Source organism: Paenibacillus taichungensis (assembly GCF_047302525.1).
In the GTDB taxonomy this organism is placed as follows: Bacteria; Bacillota; Bacilli; order Paenibacillales; family Paenibacillaceae; genus Paenibacillus; species Paenibacillus taichungensis_B.
The window spans coordinates 2,597,812-2,614,725 of sequence record NZ_CP168020.1 but is presented as its reverse complement, the minus strand read 5'-3'; the positions used below and the strand labels follow the sequence as shown (position 1 = coordinate 2,614,725).

The window sequence follows — 16,914 nt, the reverse complement described above, 5'->3', positions numbered from 1 at the left end:
TCCAGCCTTTCATCGTTCGCTACACTATTGTAACAAAAGTTTTCGTGCCACACGATACCGAGACAATCTTAATGGAGAAGAAGATCAGAATCTATCGCTCATACGTTCCAGGCATTCTCCATAAAATATTACCTTGTTAAATCACGCATTGTGCTGTTCCTCGCCTGTACGATGTCTCCAGCAGAAGCCATCGGTGTATCACCTGCTACGGTATGCGCCAGCATTCCGGCTGTCGCAGCAAAAGAGATTGTCTCCGCTGGCATCCACCCCTCCAGTTCACCATACATGATGCCGCTCGCAAACGCATCGCCCGCGCCGATCCGGTCATAAACGGAAAAGGTCAGCGGCTCGGAATAAGCGAACGCCCCTTCCTTGAACATATAACCCTGTAAGCAGTGTCGGTTATCGCTGTATATGGTACGATGCGTTCCTGCTAGGGTACGCACGCCATACCGTTCGGCAACCAGGGGAATGAGCTCAACCAGTTGCTCTTCCCTTTGTACTTTGTCCGTATTTAACCCCAGAATATGAAGAGCATCCCGCTCATTCATCAGGACGATATCTGACAAATGCAACATTTCCTCATAATGCGGCTTCGCCGTGGCATAACCCTGATCACCCCATAGAGCAGGACGATAATTACAATCGAAAACAACCGTGCCGCCTTGTTCTTTGACCGCCCGTGCCAAATGTTTCATCGCCAGTCTCACCGACTCATTCATCGCCAGCGTGATTCCGCAGAAATGAATAGCGTCCATGCCCGATGCAACTGTCGCAAAGGGATACGTGCCTTCAGGCGCAATATTAAAGCTGCTCTCCATCCGGTTGGAATAGGTCACTCGCCCAGGTCTGGCCCCATAACCATTCTCCAGAAAGTACATCCCGATATACTGCCCTCCACGAAGCACATACTCGGTGTTCAGGCCCAGTCCGCGCAAATAGGATTCGGCGGCATCACCCAAGGGATTGACCGGAAGCCTCGACACCAGCAGGCCTGTGTATCCGTAACGTGTCATCGCCGACACCACATTGACCCCACTCCCCGAGAAGGAGTATTTCAGCCGATTACTCTGAATCAACAGATCGTGTCCCGGTACTTCGAGTCGCATCATGACTTCGCCAAAAGCCCCTACGCGTTTAACCATACTTCTTCGCCAGCGTCTTCATCGATGCATATAACGACTGCACATCACTTACAATGGTCAGACCCTCCTGATCAATAATGGAGGAATACACATGTGGAATAACCTGCGGAACCCCCGCCTCCAGTGCGATTTCGAGAATGGCTTCAAAATTATCCATATCTATGCCACCGGTAGGCTCCAACGCAAAGTCCGCTTCTGCACACGCTTTCGCTACCGCTCGCAGTTCCTCTTCCCGCTTCAGACCCTGCATCGGGAAATACTTCAGCGCATTGCCACCCATATCCCGCACCAATGCGATGGCTGCATGTACAGGCACCACGGCAAGCTCGGATTGGGCAGCGCTCACTGGACCCGTCGAAATATTGACAAAGCCCGGCTGACCTGTCGGGGAGACGAGGCTGTTAATCCAGCTGTCCCGGTCTCCGAGATTCGCCCGGGTTGCGCCAACTGCCGGAAATACCTGATTGATATGACTGCCCGGAAAATGCTTTACGATTTCGGCAACGACAGCAGCCTGCCGATTGTCACCGGCACCCAGTCCAATTGAAACGGCATTGTCAATTTCCCGCCCATAGGCTTCCATCGCTTCGACTGCTTCAGACACAGTAGCATAATCCTTGGAAAGAACGCCAACCAGGACATGGCCCTCAGCCGCATCAAAAACCTCTTTTGCATTCGTAATGTCCTTGGCGAGCACATTCAAAGCCACCCGATTGTTATAAAATCGTTTTGCGATCTCAGACATTTCCTTCTCCTCCTGTCAATTGTCGAATTCGATCTTCAATGACCCGCATGTCATCCCCCATCAACGGACGGGGATCAATATCGAAATACCCCTGCCTTACGCCATAGTCACGTGTATAAATGGCAATAGGACCGCCCCTCAGCTCCTCATTGAGCTGTTTGGCACTGATCCCCGCCTTCGCTTCATTGACCTGGATGCGCCCCCTGTAAATCGCTCGGCCCGCTTCGTCCTGGACAATCGATACCTGAATCCCGGCTATCTGATTGAGTGACATTAGCGCCTGCAAGGAATCCTTTTCCTGCTCACTATGGTCAGCTTTGACTGCATATTCATCCAGTGCCTGAAGCAGGCCAAACGTAGTTTCTTTACCTACCTTCATGCTTCGCCCGATCCCGTGAAGCTGAACCTTCAACCATTCGATATAGGTTCGTTTGCCTGCCACAATGCCGGAAGTTGGGCCTTCAATGGCCTTGGACCCGCTGTAAATGGCTAGATCCGAATACTTCACATATTTGTGCAGGTCCTCTTCCGCAGCCGCATCGACAATGAGGGGTACCTCGCACTTCTGGGCAACCTGCCAGGCTTCCTCTACGGAAATCATGTTTTTCTGTACCGCATGATGGGATTTGACGTATAGGATCGCAGCCGTTTTGTCGGAAACCGCATCCACGATATGCTCCGCCCGACCTTCATTGGCATATCCGGCTTCGATCAGCTTCCCCCCGCCAAGGTAAATCATCGTCTCCACAGGAGCTCCGTATTGTACATTGTGGCCTTTCAGCATAACAATTTCATTTTTCGTGATGACTTCCTGATGCAGCTTCAAACTTGCGTGGCGGTTACCCTTTGTTACCATGGCAGCTACGGCGAGCGCGATGCCGCTTGAAGCGGAATTGACAACAACGGCCGCTTCGGCACCGATTAGACGGGACACATAGTCCCCTGATTTGTCTACAAGGTCTGCGATCTCCACATAACTCTGCCCGCCTTGCTTCATGGCGTCCATGACTTTGTCCGTCGGTGCCGATACGCCAAGGATACTCATCCGGCCGCTGGCGTTGATAACACGTTTCAGTCCATATTTAACATTCAATGAATTGGTCACCCACAATCGCTCCTTTTACTTCAATTTGACGGCTGGCTATCTTGCTTACGCCCTCAGAGTCCACAAGTGTTACAGGCTTGTCTACTACTTGAAAAAGAGTCAAATTGGCCGCATCACCTGCCTGAATTCTCCCCAGCTGCGGTCTGCCCAGCCACTCGGATGCCCGTACAGTTACCCGTTCTATCGTCTCGCTCAACGAGTAGCCTAGTGCCAGAAACTTGCTTAACAGATTAGCCATGCTGTAGACCGGGCCGTTCAGACGATTGCCCCTGTAAATATCCGTACTGATCGTATCCGGGTCAATGCCATGCTTTTTGGCAGCTTCTGCAACCTGAAATGAAAAACTCGCTGTCCCATGTCCTACATCCAAATGCACACCACGCTTGATGGCATCCTTCAATACTTCCAGTGGCGCGCCTCTTTCATTAAACAGATTATTGCTTTTTCCATTTAGATAGTGAGTGACTACATCACCACCCTGTAAGAGCGGCATCACCTCACGAATATCCGGTGGTGCTGATCCAATGTGAACCATAAGCGGCAGGCCTGTTTCCTGCGAAAATTCTCTTGCCAAATACAGCGGCCGCAGGCCGCTTTTGCCAACCACACTCCCACTGATTCTCGCTTTTAATCCCACGATGAATTCAGAATATGCCCGGGTAGCCTGTAACAACTTGTCCCGATCAATCCAGTCCAGATTCGACAATTCGTCAGTACGCAGTAAGCCGAGGCGAGATATGTTCAAAAAGGCAAACAGCCGGGTAGCCGCATTATGAGCGCTTATCGCCAGATCGCCAATTCGATCAGCACCGCAGCTGCCTGCGTCCACAATCGTAGTAACGCCCTGTTTTACACCGATTTCATCAATGTCGTCCCCATAAGGATCAAACTCTGGAAAAGCATGCACATGCATGTCGATCCATCCGCTGGATATGTAAGCTCCAGACGATTCCCACAATCGATCTCCGGTTGCCGTTCCACCAGGAGCGACCTTCACAATCAGCCCCTCATTGATAACCACATCTACCTCTTCACCGCTTGTAAGACGGACTCGACGCAATATCAGCTGACCGTCCATCACAATCCCCTTCCTGTTCTGGAATTTGGATTCACGTGTTCCTGCTTCATATGTATTGATATAAAAATACCCCTCTGTTCAACAAAAATAAATTCATCTTCCCAGATGCTCATACTCTTGTCTACTAAAAGGGGTAGCCTGTCAGTGATATTCTATTACTTCTATTCCTATTTCCACAATGCCTGTTTATTTCGACTGAATATATCCTTCAGCTTTGAGCAATTCAGCGATCAGAACAGCACCGCCTGCTGCTCCCCGCAGCGTGTTGTGAGACAGTCCTACAAACTTGTAATCATATAGGGAGTCTTCGCGCAGTCTGCCCGTTGATACGCCCATACCGCGCTCGATGTCACGATCCAGCTTCGTTTGTGGTCTGTTCTCTTCTTCGAAATACGTAATGAACTGTTTCGGTGCGCTTGGCAGACCCAGTTCTTGCGGGCGACCTTTGAATTGTAGCCAACGCTCCAGAATTTCTTCTTTGGATGGTTTTTTCTCAAAGGATACAAATACTGTCGCCAGATGACCATCTGTTACCGGAACACGAATACATTGTGTTGTAATTAATGGTGAGGATGCTTTTACAATCTCATTATTTTGAATGCTTCCCCAGATGCGCAGCGGCTCCTGTTCACTTTTCTCTTCCTCGCCACCGATGTATGGAATCACGTTATCCAGCATATCCGGCCAGTCGGTAAAGTTTTTACCTGCTCCAGAGATTGCTTGGTATGTGGAAGCCACCACTTGAGTTGGATTGAACTCGCGCAACGCGTGAAGTGCAGGCACATAGCTCTGAATTGAGCAGTTTGGTTTAACTGCGATGAATCCGGTTTTCGTTCCAAGACGTTTGCGTTGAGCTTCAATCACGTCCAGATGTCCTGGGTTAATTTCCGGAATAACCATTGGCACATCCGCTGTCCAGCGGTGAGCCGAGTTGTTGGAAACAACCGGCGTTCCCGTTTTGGCATAAGCCTCTTCGAGCGCCTGAATTTCATTCTTTTTCATATCCACAGCACAGAATATAAAATCAACCTGGCTCGCAAAAGCTTCCACTTGGGAAGCATCCTGCACAACGATGTTTTTCACTGCTTCCGGGATCGGGACAGCGAGCTTCCATCTGCCTTGTACGGATTCTTCGTATGTTTTGCCTGCCGAGTTAGCACTTGCTGAAATAGCCGTTACTTCAAACCATGGGTGTTCATTGAGCAGATCTACAAAACGCTGACCTACCATCCCCGTTCCTCCGACGATACCGACTTTCAATTTTGCTGACATAAAAACATCATTTCCTTTCGGTGTAAGTTTTCCCTTATTAAACACTATTCAGGCATTTCCAAAGCGTGTAGCCAACATCCCGGAAAAACCAAAAAATCCCATCCCTAAGACAAAAGTCTCAGGGACGAGATTGTTACACTCGTGGTACCACCCAGATTCGCCAGTAGGTCGCCATACCAGCCTCTTCGAGTTAAGGATAACTGCATTCAATCATGCCGCATCCGCATATACTCTCGCTCTGTAACAGGAGCTCCTGTCACACCATCCCTCAATCATTAAAGTTCCGATGTGCTGCTCTGAGTCTTTATTCAACAAAAAATTCTTTACCCCTTTTCAGCTGCCGGAGCTCTCTGTGAAAGAAACCTTTTATTTACTCATCTCTTCATCGCATTTGATATTGCGATTATAATATCAAAATTACCATCGTGAAGTAAACACATTTTTTTAGATAATGGAATTTATACGTTTTCAGCGGAGCTGAAAAATTCAATTATCGCAAGAAAAACTTCAGCTAAACGCGGTCTGTCTTCTGTGAAAGTACGTCGATAGACGTTTTTCTTATGAATTGCTGAAAATGGCTTTTTCTTTACTACTTTTTGGCAACAATCGCATACGTTCCCAATGGACTGCCAGGCCCTGAGGCATGATGTGTCCTAAGTAATTTCAGTTCGGAAAGAAGGAGTGTTTTCACCTTATCCGGGATCGGAAGCATTTTCAGTTCCACAGGCGCTTCTGCCAGTGTCATTTCGGTTTCCCAGCGACCGTCCTGCAGCTCGGGAGAATGGATCGAAGCCTCTTCCTTAATCGTCCAGCCTGCCGCAGAGACAAGCTCTTGGATATCCTCCGGTGTAAAGAGCGTGCGCACATTAGAGAAGCTGTTCTCCTTGTAACATTCAACCTGGGACTGAATCAGAACGGATAACCAGTGCGAGAGCTGTCTCACATCTGTAACTCGTGCATCCCATTCGGCAAAACATAACTGATGTCCCCACGTCCTAACCTTGCTAAGAATCTGGGCGAGTTCGTCAAATGATTTCAAGTACCACGAACAATGGGAAAGCACAATCACATCAAACTCATTCTCGGCGAATTGGGCCTGATCACTTAGAATATCAAAACCATAATCCATTCGAATTCGTTCACCCAGCGGAGATTTCCGCAGCTTGGCTGCCGCTTCCCCTACGGTCAGTGGTGCACCATAATCCTCAGGTGCAATGTCTACACCATGAACGTACCCATGCTCCCCCACCAGATGTGCAAGCACGGCCGTTGTATCCCCCTGACCACAACCGATTTCCAGAACGCGGCTGCCTTCCTGGATTCCCCAAAAGAGTCCCAGCTTCATCCGATGCTCCGTCTGAATGTATTGAATGGCTGCGTTATCCTCCACGTCCATATACTTAATAAGATCCCTGATGATAGACTCATTCATGATTCCTCACTCCTCAAAGAGCAACTTGAACTTCTTGCTCATTGTAGCGTTACAGGATCCATTGTACAATGCTGGAGTCTATGCCAGAACCATGGCACACAGGAGACAAAGTCTTTAAATAGATATCAACCTCTGCTACATATCAATCCCTATCCCCACTGGGTTGCAAGCTTCTGAAGATATGGTGTCAGCATGGGCTGTAGTTCCTTACGCATCAGTCCGATCTCCAGGATCGCCTGAATATATCCGAACTGATCACCAATATCGTACCGGCGCCCCTCCAGTTCAAGGGCCAGCAGCTCTTCCACCTGGCTTACTTCTTTCAGCGCATCAGTTAGCTGATATTCTCCTCCAGCACCTCTCTCGATTCGATCCAGAATGGGAAAGATGGAAGGTTTCAGAATGTAACGTCCCATCACGGCGGTTCGGGAGGGCGCTTCTGCAATGGAAGGTTTTTCTACCAGATTGGTAATTCGGTGAACTCGATCCTCTGCCCCCTGTGAATCGATAATTCCGTATTTACTCACATCAGCAGGTTGCACCTGCCGCACGCCAACAATCTGGCTGCCTGTCTTTTCATATAAATGAATCATCTGTGCGAGCGCTGGTGGATCAGACACCATAATATCATCTCCAAGCAGTACGGCGAACGGATCATCTCCCACGAACTGACGTGCACATCCAATGGCGTGGCCCAATCCAAGCGGCTCTTTTTGACGGATAAAATGAATACTTGCCATTTCGCTGATCGCTTGCACCTCTTCAAGTAGTGCTTGCTTGCCTTTGGCGTACAGGGAATGCTCCAATTCAACCGATTTGTCAAAATGATCTTCGATCGATTTTTTATTGCGTCCGGTTACGATGATGATATTTTCAATGCCCGATTGTACCGCTTCTTCCACAATGTATTGGATGGCCGGTTTGTCCACTATCGGCAGCATTTCTTTGGGTTGCGCCTTGGTTGCCGGCAAGAATCGGGTGCCAAGCCCCGCTGCCGGAATGACTGCTTTTTTAATTCTCATATCATGAAACACTCCTTTCATTAGCATCAGATGAAGGGTCAGATCCTTGGGAAGGATCTGACCGGAACACCCAATACCGACTGGCGATATAGTTTATAACCATGCCGGAGAGAGTCGCCAGTATTTTACTCATTACAACGCTCCAACCTAAAGTGCTATTGCAGATGTACAGAATCAGGGAGGATAACGCCAGAACCACCAGATTGGTGATAACAAAACGCATGATTTCGTTTTTTTTGCCCTGTCTTCCCGCACCCTGGAAGGTCCACCTGCCGTTCCACCAGTAACTGTTCACGACCCCGCAGCTATACGAAATTACCTGGGCAATTAGAGCAGGTGTGCCTGCGGCAGCGAGCAACGTAAATACCATTGCATCCACCACCGTATTCAGGACACCCACAATTCCAAACTTAAATATCGTGACCAAACGATTAGTCATGATGAGCAACTCTGCCCGTTAACCGTGCCTGACTCGACTGACTTTCCAACTGATACACATCTCTTACGATATATAGCGGACGCGCCTTCGTTTCATCATAGATCCGTCCGACATATTCCCCTAGAATACCTAGCATAATCAGAGTGAAGCCGTTAAAAATTAGCATGATGCTAACCATTGAAGGCCATCCTTTGATCGTTGAATCTGTAAATATCGCTGAAGCGATGACACTTAGCATATAGATGAAGCCGCCGATGGATAGAACAGCACCAACGTAACCTGCAAGCTTGAGCGGTTTGTGTGAGAATGATGTAATGCCGTCCAGACTCAGCTTTAACATGCGTTTCAGCGGGTATTTCGTCTCCCCTGCCAAGCGCTCATCACGTTCATACTCAATGGCCGTCTGACGGAACCCCACCCAACTGACCAGACCTCGGACAAATCGATTTTTTTCCGGAAGACGTTTCATCTCATCACATACCTTGCGATCAATCAAACGGAAATCCCCGGTATCCACCGGAATATCCGTATCCGTCGACGCACGCAGTACGCGGTAGAACAGGCTTGCTGACCATTTCTTGAAGCGGGTCTCCCCGCTTCGTCTGGTCCGGCGGGCATAGACAACCTCATAGCCCTCTTTCCACTTGGCGATCATGTCCACGATCAGCTCGGGAGGGTCCTGAAGATCCGCATCAATAATGACGACGGCATCGCCTGCTGCATAATCCATACCTGCTGTAATCGCGATCTGGTGACCGAAGTTGCGTGCAAAATCAATCAGCTTCACACTCTCGTCCCAACGCGCGTAGTCACGGATCATCTGTGCACTTTGGTCCACGCTACCGTCATTGACAAACAGCAGCTCGTAGCTCTCTCCCGTACTGCCCATCACTTTTTTCAGACGCCGATAAGTCTCCTCAATCACCGCTTCTTCGTTATACATTGGAATGATAATGCTGTAACGGCACTTTTGAGCCATGTTCGTTCCCTCCCTTATACCATTCGATCACGCTTATAATTTCACTTCATATAAAGTAGTTTGACCGCCGAAACCGGAACCGCTGTCCGTACCCGTCTTCCACTCTGACGTTGGAATTTCGGTACCATGCTCCTTGATCCAGTCACCGATATCAGAACTGCCACCTCGGCCGCCCATGCCACCTACCATGAAGTATTTCACTTGTCCACTCTTCACAAGTTGTTCCAGTTTTTCCGTGGTATACACCGGATCTGAGCCCGAGAACCCGCCAAGTGTAATGACTGCTTCATTTTCATCGATGATATATGGAGCTGCCTGGTTATAGTCCGTCGTTGCGAAGAGATAGGTTTCACCTGTGTTATGCTCTCTCAGGTAATTCAGTGTTGTAGTGTCCACTTCTTCGTTGCGGTTTCCCGCTCCACCTCGACCACCTGTCGTCGGCATGCCTCCGCCGCCATTCATGTTTCCTCCTGAATTCGGAGCTGTTCCCATGCCCGCCTTATTCGGGTCAGCTTCATCGGACGATGGGAAAGCCTGATCGGTGTCGGTGTCAGTTGATGCGTTCGACGGAGCCATACCGCCACCATTGCGATCACCTTGTCTATCCCCCATTGCCATACCCGTTCCACCGAATATCCCATTGGAACCTGTAGGTCCAGCCGCCGGAATCATGCTGTTACCTCCATACGTGATAGGTGTGAATGCCCAATAGGTCGGACCGATCAGCATGACCATGAAGCCTGTGATAATTAACCCCTGTTTCCATGGGTGTGAACGATTAAGCATCACAATCAGAATAACCGTGATCAGAATGCCTGCAATTAATTCACCTATGGACCAACCTGCCCCTATAGTTTCGTTATACACCTGCATGATGTACCAGCCGAAGATGGTCGTAAGCAGCACGGATAACGGAAGCAACCAGGCTTGCCAGTCATTTCGTTCACGATACGCCGTCCACATGGTTGCAAATCCTGCTCCGGTTAATGCCGCTACCGGAGGTGCGAGCATGATCAGATAATATTGATGGAAGAAACCAGCCACACTGAAGAAAGCAGCTACCGGAAGCAGCCAGGCCAGCCAGAACAAAGCTTCCTTGTGCTTATCCGTTATATTTCTCCGTCTTAACCCTGCAAAAATGGCGATGCAGCCGAGTAATACAATCGGCAAAAGCCAACTGGCCTGACCGGACAGTTCGGTCTGGAATAACCGCAGAGGACCTTTCTCCCCGGTACCAAACATGCCACCCATGCCTCCACCGCCGCCATTACCGCCTCCGAAATTCCTTCCATTAGGCATCTCGCCACCGTTTGGCATCTGACCGCCTGGGAAAGTCATTCCGTTCATGCCACCCATTTCACCATTTCCCGGTGCATTGCCTGTTGGAGTCGAGCCGCTGCCCTGATCGGATCCTGATGTCTGGGAAGCAGCGTTGCCACGCGTCTTGCCTTCATCAGAGGCGTTTGGCATGCCTGCATTCGAAGATCTGTTCTGTTGCCCTGTGAGACGGGATAAGCCGTTATATCCAAAAGCCAGTTCCAGCACCGAATTGGTTTCACTGCTGCCGATATAAGGCCGTTCATCTGTCGGTATAGAATCCACAGTGACTGCCCAGGATAAGGAAACAACTGCCAGCACCGCTGTACTTCCGATCAGCAAGACGATTTTTCTTCTCCACTTTGCGTTGAATGCAAGCAGATAGAACAAGTAGAAAGCCGGAAGAATCATGTAGGCTTGCAGCATTTTCATATTAAAAGCAAGTCCAATGAGTGCAAAGGCAACCAAGATGCGCCATGCACTGCCTTGTTTGCTTCCCTTGAACAAAAACCATGAACCCAGCAGCAACGTGAACACCAGCATGCTGTCAATATTGTTGGTACGGCTGACCGCTGCCACAACAGGAACAGTGGCCATCGCAAGTGCTGAGATTCGCGCCGCGGCAAGACCAAATGTAGGCTTGACCATGAAATATATCAGCAGCACCGAACCGATCCCCGCTAACGCTTGCGGTAAAATAACACTCCATCCATGCAATCCAAAAACGTAAGCAAAAGCGGTTTGAATCCAGAAGACAACCGGTGGTTTGTCTACGGTTACCGAACCAGCCGAGTCGAGCGATGCGTAGAAAAAGTTATGGAAATTCCTCAGCATGCTCCCAACGGCGGTCGTATAATAGGAATTGGCATATTGATCATTCCAGATGCCATACCCATTCAGAAATGCCGCCAGTAAAACAATCGGCAGAAGGACAAGATCAATCCTTCGTTTGGTGTTATTCAATCTCAATCACTCCTTCAAGTTCTTCATGTCTACTATTGTGACATGCCAAAGTAAAACTGGGATGAGTGCCCGCTGAATGTTGCCTGAGGATAACTTGCAAACTTTTCAGCTAATTTTCAGTTTGGCGAGCGATAATACAGCATATAGACCTCTAGAATTGAGGGTATGTAATAGATGGATTTAACGGGGAGGAACGCCTGCTTATGAAGCTAAGTACTGGCATTAAAATACTATTGGCAGATGATGAACCACATATTTTGCAATTTCTGGAGCTTGGACTAAGCAACGAAGGCTTTGACGTACGTACGGCCCCAGATGGAGCCGCTGCGCTTGAATTGGCACTCGACTTTCGTCCGCATATGGCAATTCTGGATGTCATGATGCCTGAGATGGATGGGTTTGAGGTTGTTGAGCGTCTGCGCAAGAGCGGGGCACAGGTCGGGGTGATCATGCTGACAGCCAAAGATGAAGTTGAGAATCGGGTAAAAGGTCTGTGGCTTGGTGCTGACGATTACATGATTAAGCCTTTTGCGTTTGATGAACTGCTTGCACGGATTCAGGCAAGGCTGCGTAATCAGTTTCCTTTATTAATAGGGGCAGTGACTCATGGTCCATTCCGAATTGATGATCAGCGCAAAGAGATTACCTATCATGATCAGATTCTGGAGTTATCTCCAACCGAATATGAACTATTAAAATTCATCGTGCTCAATCATGGTATTGTCCTAAGTAAAGCGACCATTCTGAACCGCGTGTGGGGATATGATTTTGGTGGAGAAGAGAATATTGTGGAGGTGTACGTCCGCTCCTTGCGTGACAAACTGGGGGATAAAGAACATAAGCTCATTCGTACACTTCGAGGTGTTGGATACAGGGTGGATCTCTAATGACCTCTTTATTAAAGAAAGATAAACATCTTTGGACATGGCTTCATCAATGGATATCGCCACGTTCGCTCCGCTCTCAATTACTCGCGCGATCCCTGTTTATTATGGCTGCTCTGTTATTGTTAATTGGCATTCTTCAATTCTGGATTATGGAAAGCTTTCTGTATCGCAACCAGGCGAAAACCATGGAAGAGCAGCTCATGTCCATGCCTCCTGTGTGGCTCGGATCGTCTTCACGAAGTGGTGCGGCGAACAATCCTTTTGGTGGGCAATCTGGATCAGATCCAAGAGGATCAGGCAATCGTTTCTTATACATTCCTGATCGTTCACTGGCCTTATTCGATAATCAAAGTGGCTTCGAGGACATTTTTGGTGAAGACGGTCTGACCGCTCCTCGCTTGACATCAGTTGAATATCAGAACATCACAGATCGGATCAACGATAAACAACATGTTCCGTACCGGATTGTAACGGATAACCGAGGCAATGAGCAGCTAATCGTCTTCTCTTCGCCTGGACCACGTAATCGCGGCTTACCCATGGTACAGATGGGCACCGCTACGAAACCGCTAAAAGATCTGATTGTGAAACAGCTTCTAATCTTCTTGATGTTATCCCTGCTGGCCATGGTAGCCGGACTTGTTCTATACGCCAAAGCACTTCGCCGGACACTGATTCCCTTGTCCAGTATGGTAGATACTGTGCAACGAATCGATGCAGGCAGCCTGGCCGAACGACTTCCTTCTGTCCAGGGACAACAGGAAGTGGATCAACTGGCGCTTTCATTTAACGGCATGCTCGAGAGGCTTGAAGACTCGTTTGAAGCGGAGCGGGAGTCAAAAGAGCAGATGCAGCGTTTTCTGTCTGATGCTTCCCATGAACTGCGTACCCCTCTTACCTCCATTCACGGATTTATTGAGGTGCTCAAGCGCGGCGCAGCTTCTAACAGCGAGCAATTATATAGCGCTTTGAACAGCATGTATGGTGAATCGGTGCGGATTAACAAACTTGTAGAGGATCTGCTGATGCTGACCAAGCTGGATCAGGCACCTCAGCAGGAGCAGGAAGTCATCCAACTTGACAGTCTGCTGCTCGAAATGCAGCCACAGTTGATCATGATGGCTCAGGAAAGACAGGTTCATCTCGACCTGACCGCTGAAGTCCATGTAATGGCAGATGCCCACAAATTGAAGCAAGTTGTACTCAATCTGTTCCACAATGCAGTGCAGCACACCGATTCAGATCGGGGAATCATCAGTATTTCGTTATATGCCGCTCAGCATAAAGCCGAGTTAACCGTAAAAGATAACGGCTCCGGGATTGAACCGGAACATCTCCCCCATATCTTTGAACGCTTCTATCGCACAAGCTCTTCCCGTTCAAGAAAACAAGGGGGCGCGGGCCTAGGCCTTGCCATTACCCGTTCGATTGTAGAGTCGTATGGCGGGAAAATTACAGTGCGCAGCCAACTAGGTGCAGGAACGGAATTTACGATTTTGCTGCCTTTGGTCAAAAGTGAAGCCTAAGCCGAACGAGGCTTGTAAGACGGAGCTTTTCGTTTTCTTGTGGCTCTTATCGCATGACAAATAACCCTTTCATTTCTGTGGAGAAATGAAAGGGTTATTTGTTTAGTATCGGATTGGTGGATTTGTATGTAGTGCATCTGTACCGGGAGTTATCGTTGGTGCTTCAACAGTTGGTAATGGTTGTACGGTTCATTCTCGATTTCGATCATATTCAGCCATTCAAAATTGCATTTCTGTATTACCTTATTCGATGCCTGATTCGTTATTAAAGCGATGGCATTCAACACTTCAACGTTTGTATTTTCAAATAAATATTGTGTTATTCCTTGTACTGCCTGCGTTGTATAGCCACGGTTCCGGAAGTGTTTCGAAATGCCGTACATAATTTCCCGATTGGGCGCTGGCAGTTCATCCTTGATCCCCGAGCAGCACCATCCAATAAACTCATCATTTTCTTTGAGCACGATAGCCAAACGTAAATACAGGTCTCCGATGTCCCCTCCCGCCAAAACAGCTTGTTTAAAATTCTGATTCTCAGGGATTTCGTATTGAGTGAGCCAAAGTGCTCTATCTTCAACCGTAGCATTCCATCCCGGCAAAAATTCGTAAACCTCAGGTTGCCAGGTGATCTCCTGCAATTTCTCCAAATCCTCAGATCGATATTCGCGCAAATAAATATCTTTACAATCAATGATTAATTCATCACTTTGTATTGTTTGTTTCATAATGCCTCCTGAAGTACATCTTATCTACCCTTTTGCGTTTCACTTTAAAGCTCAATAACAAAAAATCAATTCAAATTATAAGCTCGTATTACGTTGTTCTCTTCATCAAGAGCATACACATTCGTGAACGTTGCCATTAACATCATTTTGTCTTCACTCTGGTAAGCTTCCGGCATTTTCACGATAAACGTATTATTGCTGGACTCAACCTCCTGAGTTTCACCGTTTGTATATTCAATCTTAAACTTGTGTACAGGCATATCGGAATATAAAGCACCCCATATAAAATTCCCTTTTTTGTTCTTCGGTTCCGCTTGTACCAAAAAGGCAGGCCCCACATCTGAACTCGCTGTCCAACCTGATTCACTATCCGTATCATAGTGATATCTCCCATTCTTATGTTCATAAGCAGCGAAAACATATTGTGTTTGATCCAGTGACAAGACCAGTTCATTTTGCTGATCTACATTTACCACTTGAAGGGGGTACTTCCAAGTAGACTGAACAGCCCTCTCTAGCGTTTTATATCCAAAAATATCATTCCAGAAGAATACACTAACACTAACCAGTACACATACAACAAAGCACGAACTTATCCATAACAGCTTCCTCATATTTCACCTCTTGCACATTGTCAGTTACCTAACAAACATTGGCAGATCATAAACACCGTGAAACTTTGATTTTAAATGGGACTCACGCAAGTCCTTCCTTATCGATAAACTCGTCTTTGGTTAATCCGAACAGGATCATATCCTGGTATTTTCCATCGGTATAAATAACCTGACGACGCACGCCTTCCTGCACACATCCAAGCTTTCTCATCATGGCTGCAGATGGTTCATTGCCTTCGAGAACAGAATCATTGAATTTATTAAGTCTGCGCTCAAAAAAGGCATATTTCAGCAAAATTCGAATGGCTCTCGTCCCGTATCCTTTTCCGCGATGGTCCCTGTCAATTTGAATCCCAATACTAAAGGTACCATTCCGCTCATCGATGCTGTTCAGATTCACGCCCCCAACATTCTCACCATCCATATTTTCAATCGTGAACATGATCCGTCCTCTGTCTAGAGAAAAATCGGAAAAGGCGTCAGTAAATTTCTTCGCCTCAGCATTCGTAGGTGGCAGCTCTACTGTACATTCCAGTAAACGACGAGCGGGTGAATCAAACCGGTTATAATAATGATCCTCCCAATCTTCCTCACGCAAAGCACGTAATCTGACCTTATTATCCTGCCAAAAATACGCGCTAAAGTTAATCTCTCTCATTCTGATAACCCCCCATTATTTAGTTTTCTAGCTTTACAAATACATCTTCTTTGTTCCTCAGATCTTCAATAATTTGCTTGTGTGTAGGTAAGAAATGTTCTGGTATGGAATGTATATCAAAAAATCGTGTTTCTATGGACTCTTCACTCTCTTTTATCGTTCCACAAAAGTCGTTGCTTTTGAACATTACTTGCACCAACGCAACTTCATCTCCATTACTATAAACCACCTCGTATTCAGGACCTGAGTATATCGAGAATAATTCTATTGAATTCAGTGTTAAACCTGTTTCTTCATATACTTCTCTTTGTGCTGTCTCCTGAACGGTTTCTCCTATCTCCATAAATCCACCTAGAAACCCCCAAAATCCATTATCCGATCGTTTTTGTAATAGAACTCTGCCAGTCTCATCGAGTACGATAGCCCCTGAAACCACCATGATAACTTTGGCGTTCCCCACAAATGACCGCATATACTGAATATAGTCCTGATCCATGGTTATCTCCTTATATTGTTATAATTGATATTCACAAACTTTCTTAATATGAGCTACGCCTATGATAACCCATATTGTGGAATTTGAGGAGATTTGTTTTCATAGCGATACAACTAAAAATAGCCCCCGGACAGGAAGATCCTGCCGAAGGCTATCATCTATTTTATATAATACTTCATTATGATTCTTATTCTTCCGGATATTGAGGCTTGGTTACATTATCGGGGACCGTTTCATCGTAGACGTCCTGACCGGGATAATCCCGAACCTCCCCTTCGTGCAGCTCATGATTTTCATAATCGAAACGATGCGCGGTCCTTTGATCCACTCGCCACGGCGAGCTTTTGCCAAGAGATTCAGACATTAGAGATGAGCCGTAAGGACCTTCAGGGAACTCTTCGAGTGTGATATCATTTCGCTGCGACTCCACCGTGGACACATCGGTATATTCTTGCCTTTCTTCTTGCAAAAATTTATCCTTCATCGTTCGTCCCTCCATATCTGCTTCGTG

The 16,914-nt window shown here is 47.5% G+C and carries 17 protein-coding genes and 1 other annotated feature; of the genes, 2 read left to right on the top strand and 15 right to left on the bottom strand.

The features are described from left to right. Positions 1–128 precede the first annotated feature (128 nt). The 10 genes from ACDJ58_RS12085 to ACDJ58_RS12040 all read right to left on the bottom strand — a co-directional run bounded on the left by ACDJ58_RS12085 (position 129) and on the right by ACDJ58_RS12040 (position 11,497). Complete coding sequence (locus tag ACDJ58_RS12085; protein WP_413378177.1) at positions 129–1,145, bottom strand: sugar kinase; 1,017 nt, start codon at positions 1,143–1,145, stop codon at positions 129–131. Beyond that, positions 1,138–1,890: a 2-dehydro-3-deoxy-phosphogluconate aldolase gene (dagF, locus tag ACDJ58_RS12080; RefSeq protein ID WP_413378175.1), complete on the bottom strand. Its 753-nt coding sequence runs from the start codon at positions 1,888–1,890 to the stop codon at positions 1,138–1,140. Before dagF ends, ACDJ58_RS12085 begins: the two co-directional genes overlap by 8 nt. Continuing rightward, positions 1,883–2,995: a DgaE family pyridoxal phosphate-dependent ammonia lyase gene (locus ACDJ58_RS12075; protein ID WP_413378173.1), complete on the bottom strand. Its 1,113-nt coding sequence runs from the start codon at positions 2,993–2,995 to the stop codon at positions 1,883–1,885. The genes dagF and ACDJ58_RS12075 overlap by 8 nt, the downstream gene beginning before the upstream one ends. Continuing rightward, positions 2,973–4,073 (bottom strand): amidohydrolase/deacetylase family metallohydrolase, encoded by a 1,101-nt coding sequence (locus ACDJ58_RS12070; protein WP_413378171.1) that lies wholly within the window; start codon positions 4,071–4,073, stop codon positions 2,973–2,975. Before ACDJ58_RS12070 ends, ACDJ58_RS12075 begins: the two co-directional genes overlap by 23 nt. A gap of 186 nt (positions 4,074–4,259) precedes the next feature. Then, positions 4,260–5,345: an aspartate-semialdehyde dehydrogenase gene (asd, locus tag ACDJ58_RS12065; protein WP_413378169.1), complete on the bottom strand. Its 1,086-nt coding sequence runs from the start codon at positions 5,343–5,345 to the stop codon at positions 4,260–4,262. Positions 5,346–5,462: 117 nt separating this feature from the next. Continuing rightward, positions 5,463–5,740, bottom strand: a binding site (T-box leader). 194 nt (positions 5,741–5,934) lie between these two features. Then, entirely contained in the window at positions 5,935–6,777 is an 843-nt protein-coding gene (locus tag ACDJ58_RS12060; RefSeq protein ID WP_413378167.1) for a class I SAM-dependent methyltransferase, read from the bottom strand. Positions 6,778–6,926: 149 nt separating this feature from the next. Continuing rightward, complete coding sequence (galU, locus tag ACDJ58_RS12055) at positions 6,927–7,799, bottom strand: UTP--glucose-1-phosphate uridylyltransferase GalU (protein WP_413378165.1); 873 nt, start codon at positions 7,797–7,799, stop codon at positions 6,927–6,929. A 1-nt stretch (position 7,800) separates the two neighbouring features. Then, positions 7,801–8,238, bottom strand: coding sequence for a GtrA family protein (locus tag ACDJ58_RS12050; protein WP_413378163.1), 438 nt, complete (start codon positions 8,236–8,238; stop codon positions 7,801–7,803). Further along, positions 8,231–9,217 (bottom strand): glycosyltransferase family 2 protein, encoded by a 987-nt coding sequence (locus tag ACDJ58_RS12045; protein WP_413378161.1) that lies wholly within the window; start codon positions 9,215–9,217, stop codon positions 8,231–8,233. The genes ACDJ58_RS12050 and ACDJ58_RS12045 overlap by 8 nt, the downstream gene beginning before the upstream one ends. A gap of 33 nt (positions 9,218–9,250) precedes the next feature. Next, positions 9,251–11,497, bottom strand: coding sequence for an ArnT family glycosyltransferase (locus tag ACDJ58_RS12040; protein ID WP_413378158.1), 2,247 nt, complete (start codon positions 11,495–11,497; stop codon positions 9,251–9,253). A 203-nt stretch (positions 11,498–11,700) separates the two neighbouring features. Between ACDJ58_RS12040 and ACDJ58_RS12035 the strand changes: the two genes are divergently transcribed. Further along, positions 11,701–12,384 (top strand): response regulator transcription factor, encoded by a 684-nt coding sequence (locus ACDJ58_RS12035; RefSeq protein ID WP_063563521.1) that lies wholly within the window; start codon positions 11,701–11,703, stop codon positions 12,382–12,384. Beyond that, the gene (locus ACDJ58_RS12030; RefSeq protein ID WP_413378156.1) at positions 12,384–13,910 is read left to right on the top strand and encodes a sensor histidine kinase; all 1,527 of its coding nucleotides are present in this window, start codon (positions 12,384–12,386) and stop codon (positions 13,908–13,910) included. Before ACDJ58_RS12035 ends, ACDJ58_RS12030 begins: the two co-directional genes overlap by 1 nt. Before the next feature lie 149 nt (positions 13,911–14,059). Here ACDJ58_RS12030 and ACDJ58_RS12025 read toward each other — a convergent pair whose 3' ends face one another. The 5 genes from ACDJ58_RS12025 to ACDJ58_RS12005 form a co-directional block, all read right to left on the bottom strand. Next, a complete protein-coding gene (locus tag ACDJ58_RS12025) occupies positions 14,060–14,635 on the bottom strand; it encodes a GNAT family N-acetyltransferase (protein WP_413378154.1) in 576 nt (191 codons plus the stop codon). Positions 14,636–14,700: 65 nt separating this feature from the next. Beyond that, positions 14,701–15,249, bottom strand: coding sequence for a hypothetical protein (locus ACDJ58_RS12020; protein ID WP_413378152.1), 549 nt, complete (start codon positions 15,247–15,249; stop codon positions 14,701–14,703). 82 nt (positions 15,250–15,331) lie between these two features. Beyond that, positions 15,332–15,907 carry a GNAT family N-acetyltransferase gene (locus ACDJ58_RS12015; protein ID WP_413378150.1) on the bottom strand — a complete coding sequence of 192 codons (576 nt, stop codon included), beginning with the start codon at positions 15,905–15,907 and terminating at the stop codon, positions 15,332–15,334. Between the two features lie 19 nt (positions 15,908–15,926). After that, positions 15,927–16,403, bottom strand: a complete 477-nt coding sequence (locus ACDJ58_RS12010) for an NUDIX hydrolase (protein ID WP_413378148.1) — start codon at positions 16,401–16,403, stop codon at positions 15,927–15,929. A 187-nt stretch (positions 16,404–16,590) separates the two neighbouring features. Further along, positions 16,591–16,887 carry a hypothetical protein gene (locus ACDJ58_RS12005; protein WP_413378146.1) on the bottom strand — a complete coding sequence of 99 codons (297 nt, stop codon included), beginning with the start codon at positions 16,885–16,887 and terminating at the stop codon, positions 16,591–16,593. Positions 16,888–16,914: the final 27 nt, after the last annotated feature.

Excerpts from the sequence above, each read along its gene's own strand:
- ACDJ58_RS12050 (WP_413378163.1), bottom strand. The coding sequence starts at position 8,238 with ATGACTAATCGTTTGGTCACGATATTTAAGTTTGGAATTGTGGGTGTC.
- ACDJ58_RS12085 (WP_413378177.1), bottom strand. The coding sequence starts at position 1,145 with ATGGTTAAACGCGTAGGGGCTTTTGGCGAAGTCATGATGCGACTCGAA.
- galU (WP_413378165.1), bottom strand. The coding sequence starts at position 7,799 with ATGAGAATTAAAAAAGCAGTCATTCCGGCAGCGGGGCTTGGCACCCGA.
- ACDJ58_RS12070 (WP_413378171.1), bottom strand. The coding sequence starts at position 4,073 with ATGGACGGTCAGCTGATATTGCGTCGAGTCCGTCTTACAAGCGGTGAA.
- ACDJ58_RS12060 (WP_413378167.1), bottom strand. The coding sequence starts at position 6,777 with ATGAATGAGTCTATCATCAGGGATCTTATTAAGTATATGGACGTGGAG.
- ACDJ58_RS12030 (WP_413378156.1), top strand. The coding sequence starts at position 12,384 with ATGACCTCTTTATTAAAGAAAGATAAACATCTTTGGACATGGCTTCAT.
- ACDJ58_RS12010 (WP_413378148.1), bottom strand. The coding sequence starts at position 16,403 with ATGGATCAGGACTATATTCAGTATATGCGGTCATTTGTGGGGAACGCC.
- ACDJ58_RS12035 (WP_063563521.1), top strand. The coding sequence starts at position 11,701 with ATGAAGCTAAGTACTGGCATTAAAATACTATTGGCAGATGATGAACCA.
- ACDJ58_RS12045 (WP_413378161.1), bottom strand. The coding sequence starts at position 9,217 with ATGGCTCAAAAGTGCCGTTACAGCATTATCATTCCAATGTATAACGAA.
- ACDJ58_RS12020 (WP_413378152.1), bottom strand. The coding sequence starts at position 15,249 with ATGAGGAAGCTGTTATGGATAAGTTCGTGCTTTGTTGTATGTGTACTG.
- ACDJ58_RS12025 (WP_413378154.1), bottom strand. The coding sequence starts at position 14,635 with ATGAAACAAACAATACAAAGTGATGAATTAATCATTGATTGTAAAGAT.
- ACDJ58_RS12015 (WP_413378150.1), bottom strand. The coding sequence starts at position 15,907 with ATGAGAGAGATTAACTTTAGCGCGTATTTTTGGCAGGATAATAAGGTC.
- ACDJ58_RS12005 (WP_413378146.1), bottom strand. The coding sequence starts at position 16,887 with ATGAAGGATAAATTTTTGCAAGAAGAAAGGCAAGAATATACCGATGTG.
- asd (WP_413378169.1), bottom strand. The coding sequence starts at position 5,345 with ATGTCAGCAAAATTGAAAGTCGGTATCGTCGGAGGAACGGGGATGGTA.
- dagF (WP_413378175.1), bottom strand. The coding sequence starts at position 1,890 with ATGTCTGAGATCGCAAAACGATTTTATAACAATCGGGTGGCTTTGAAT.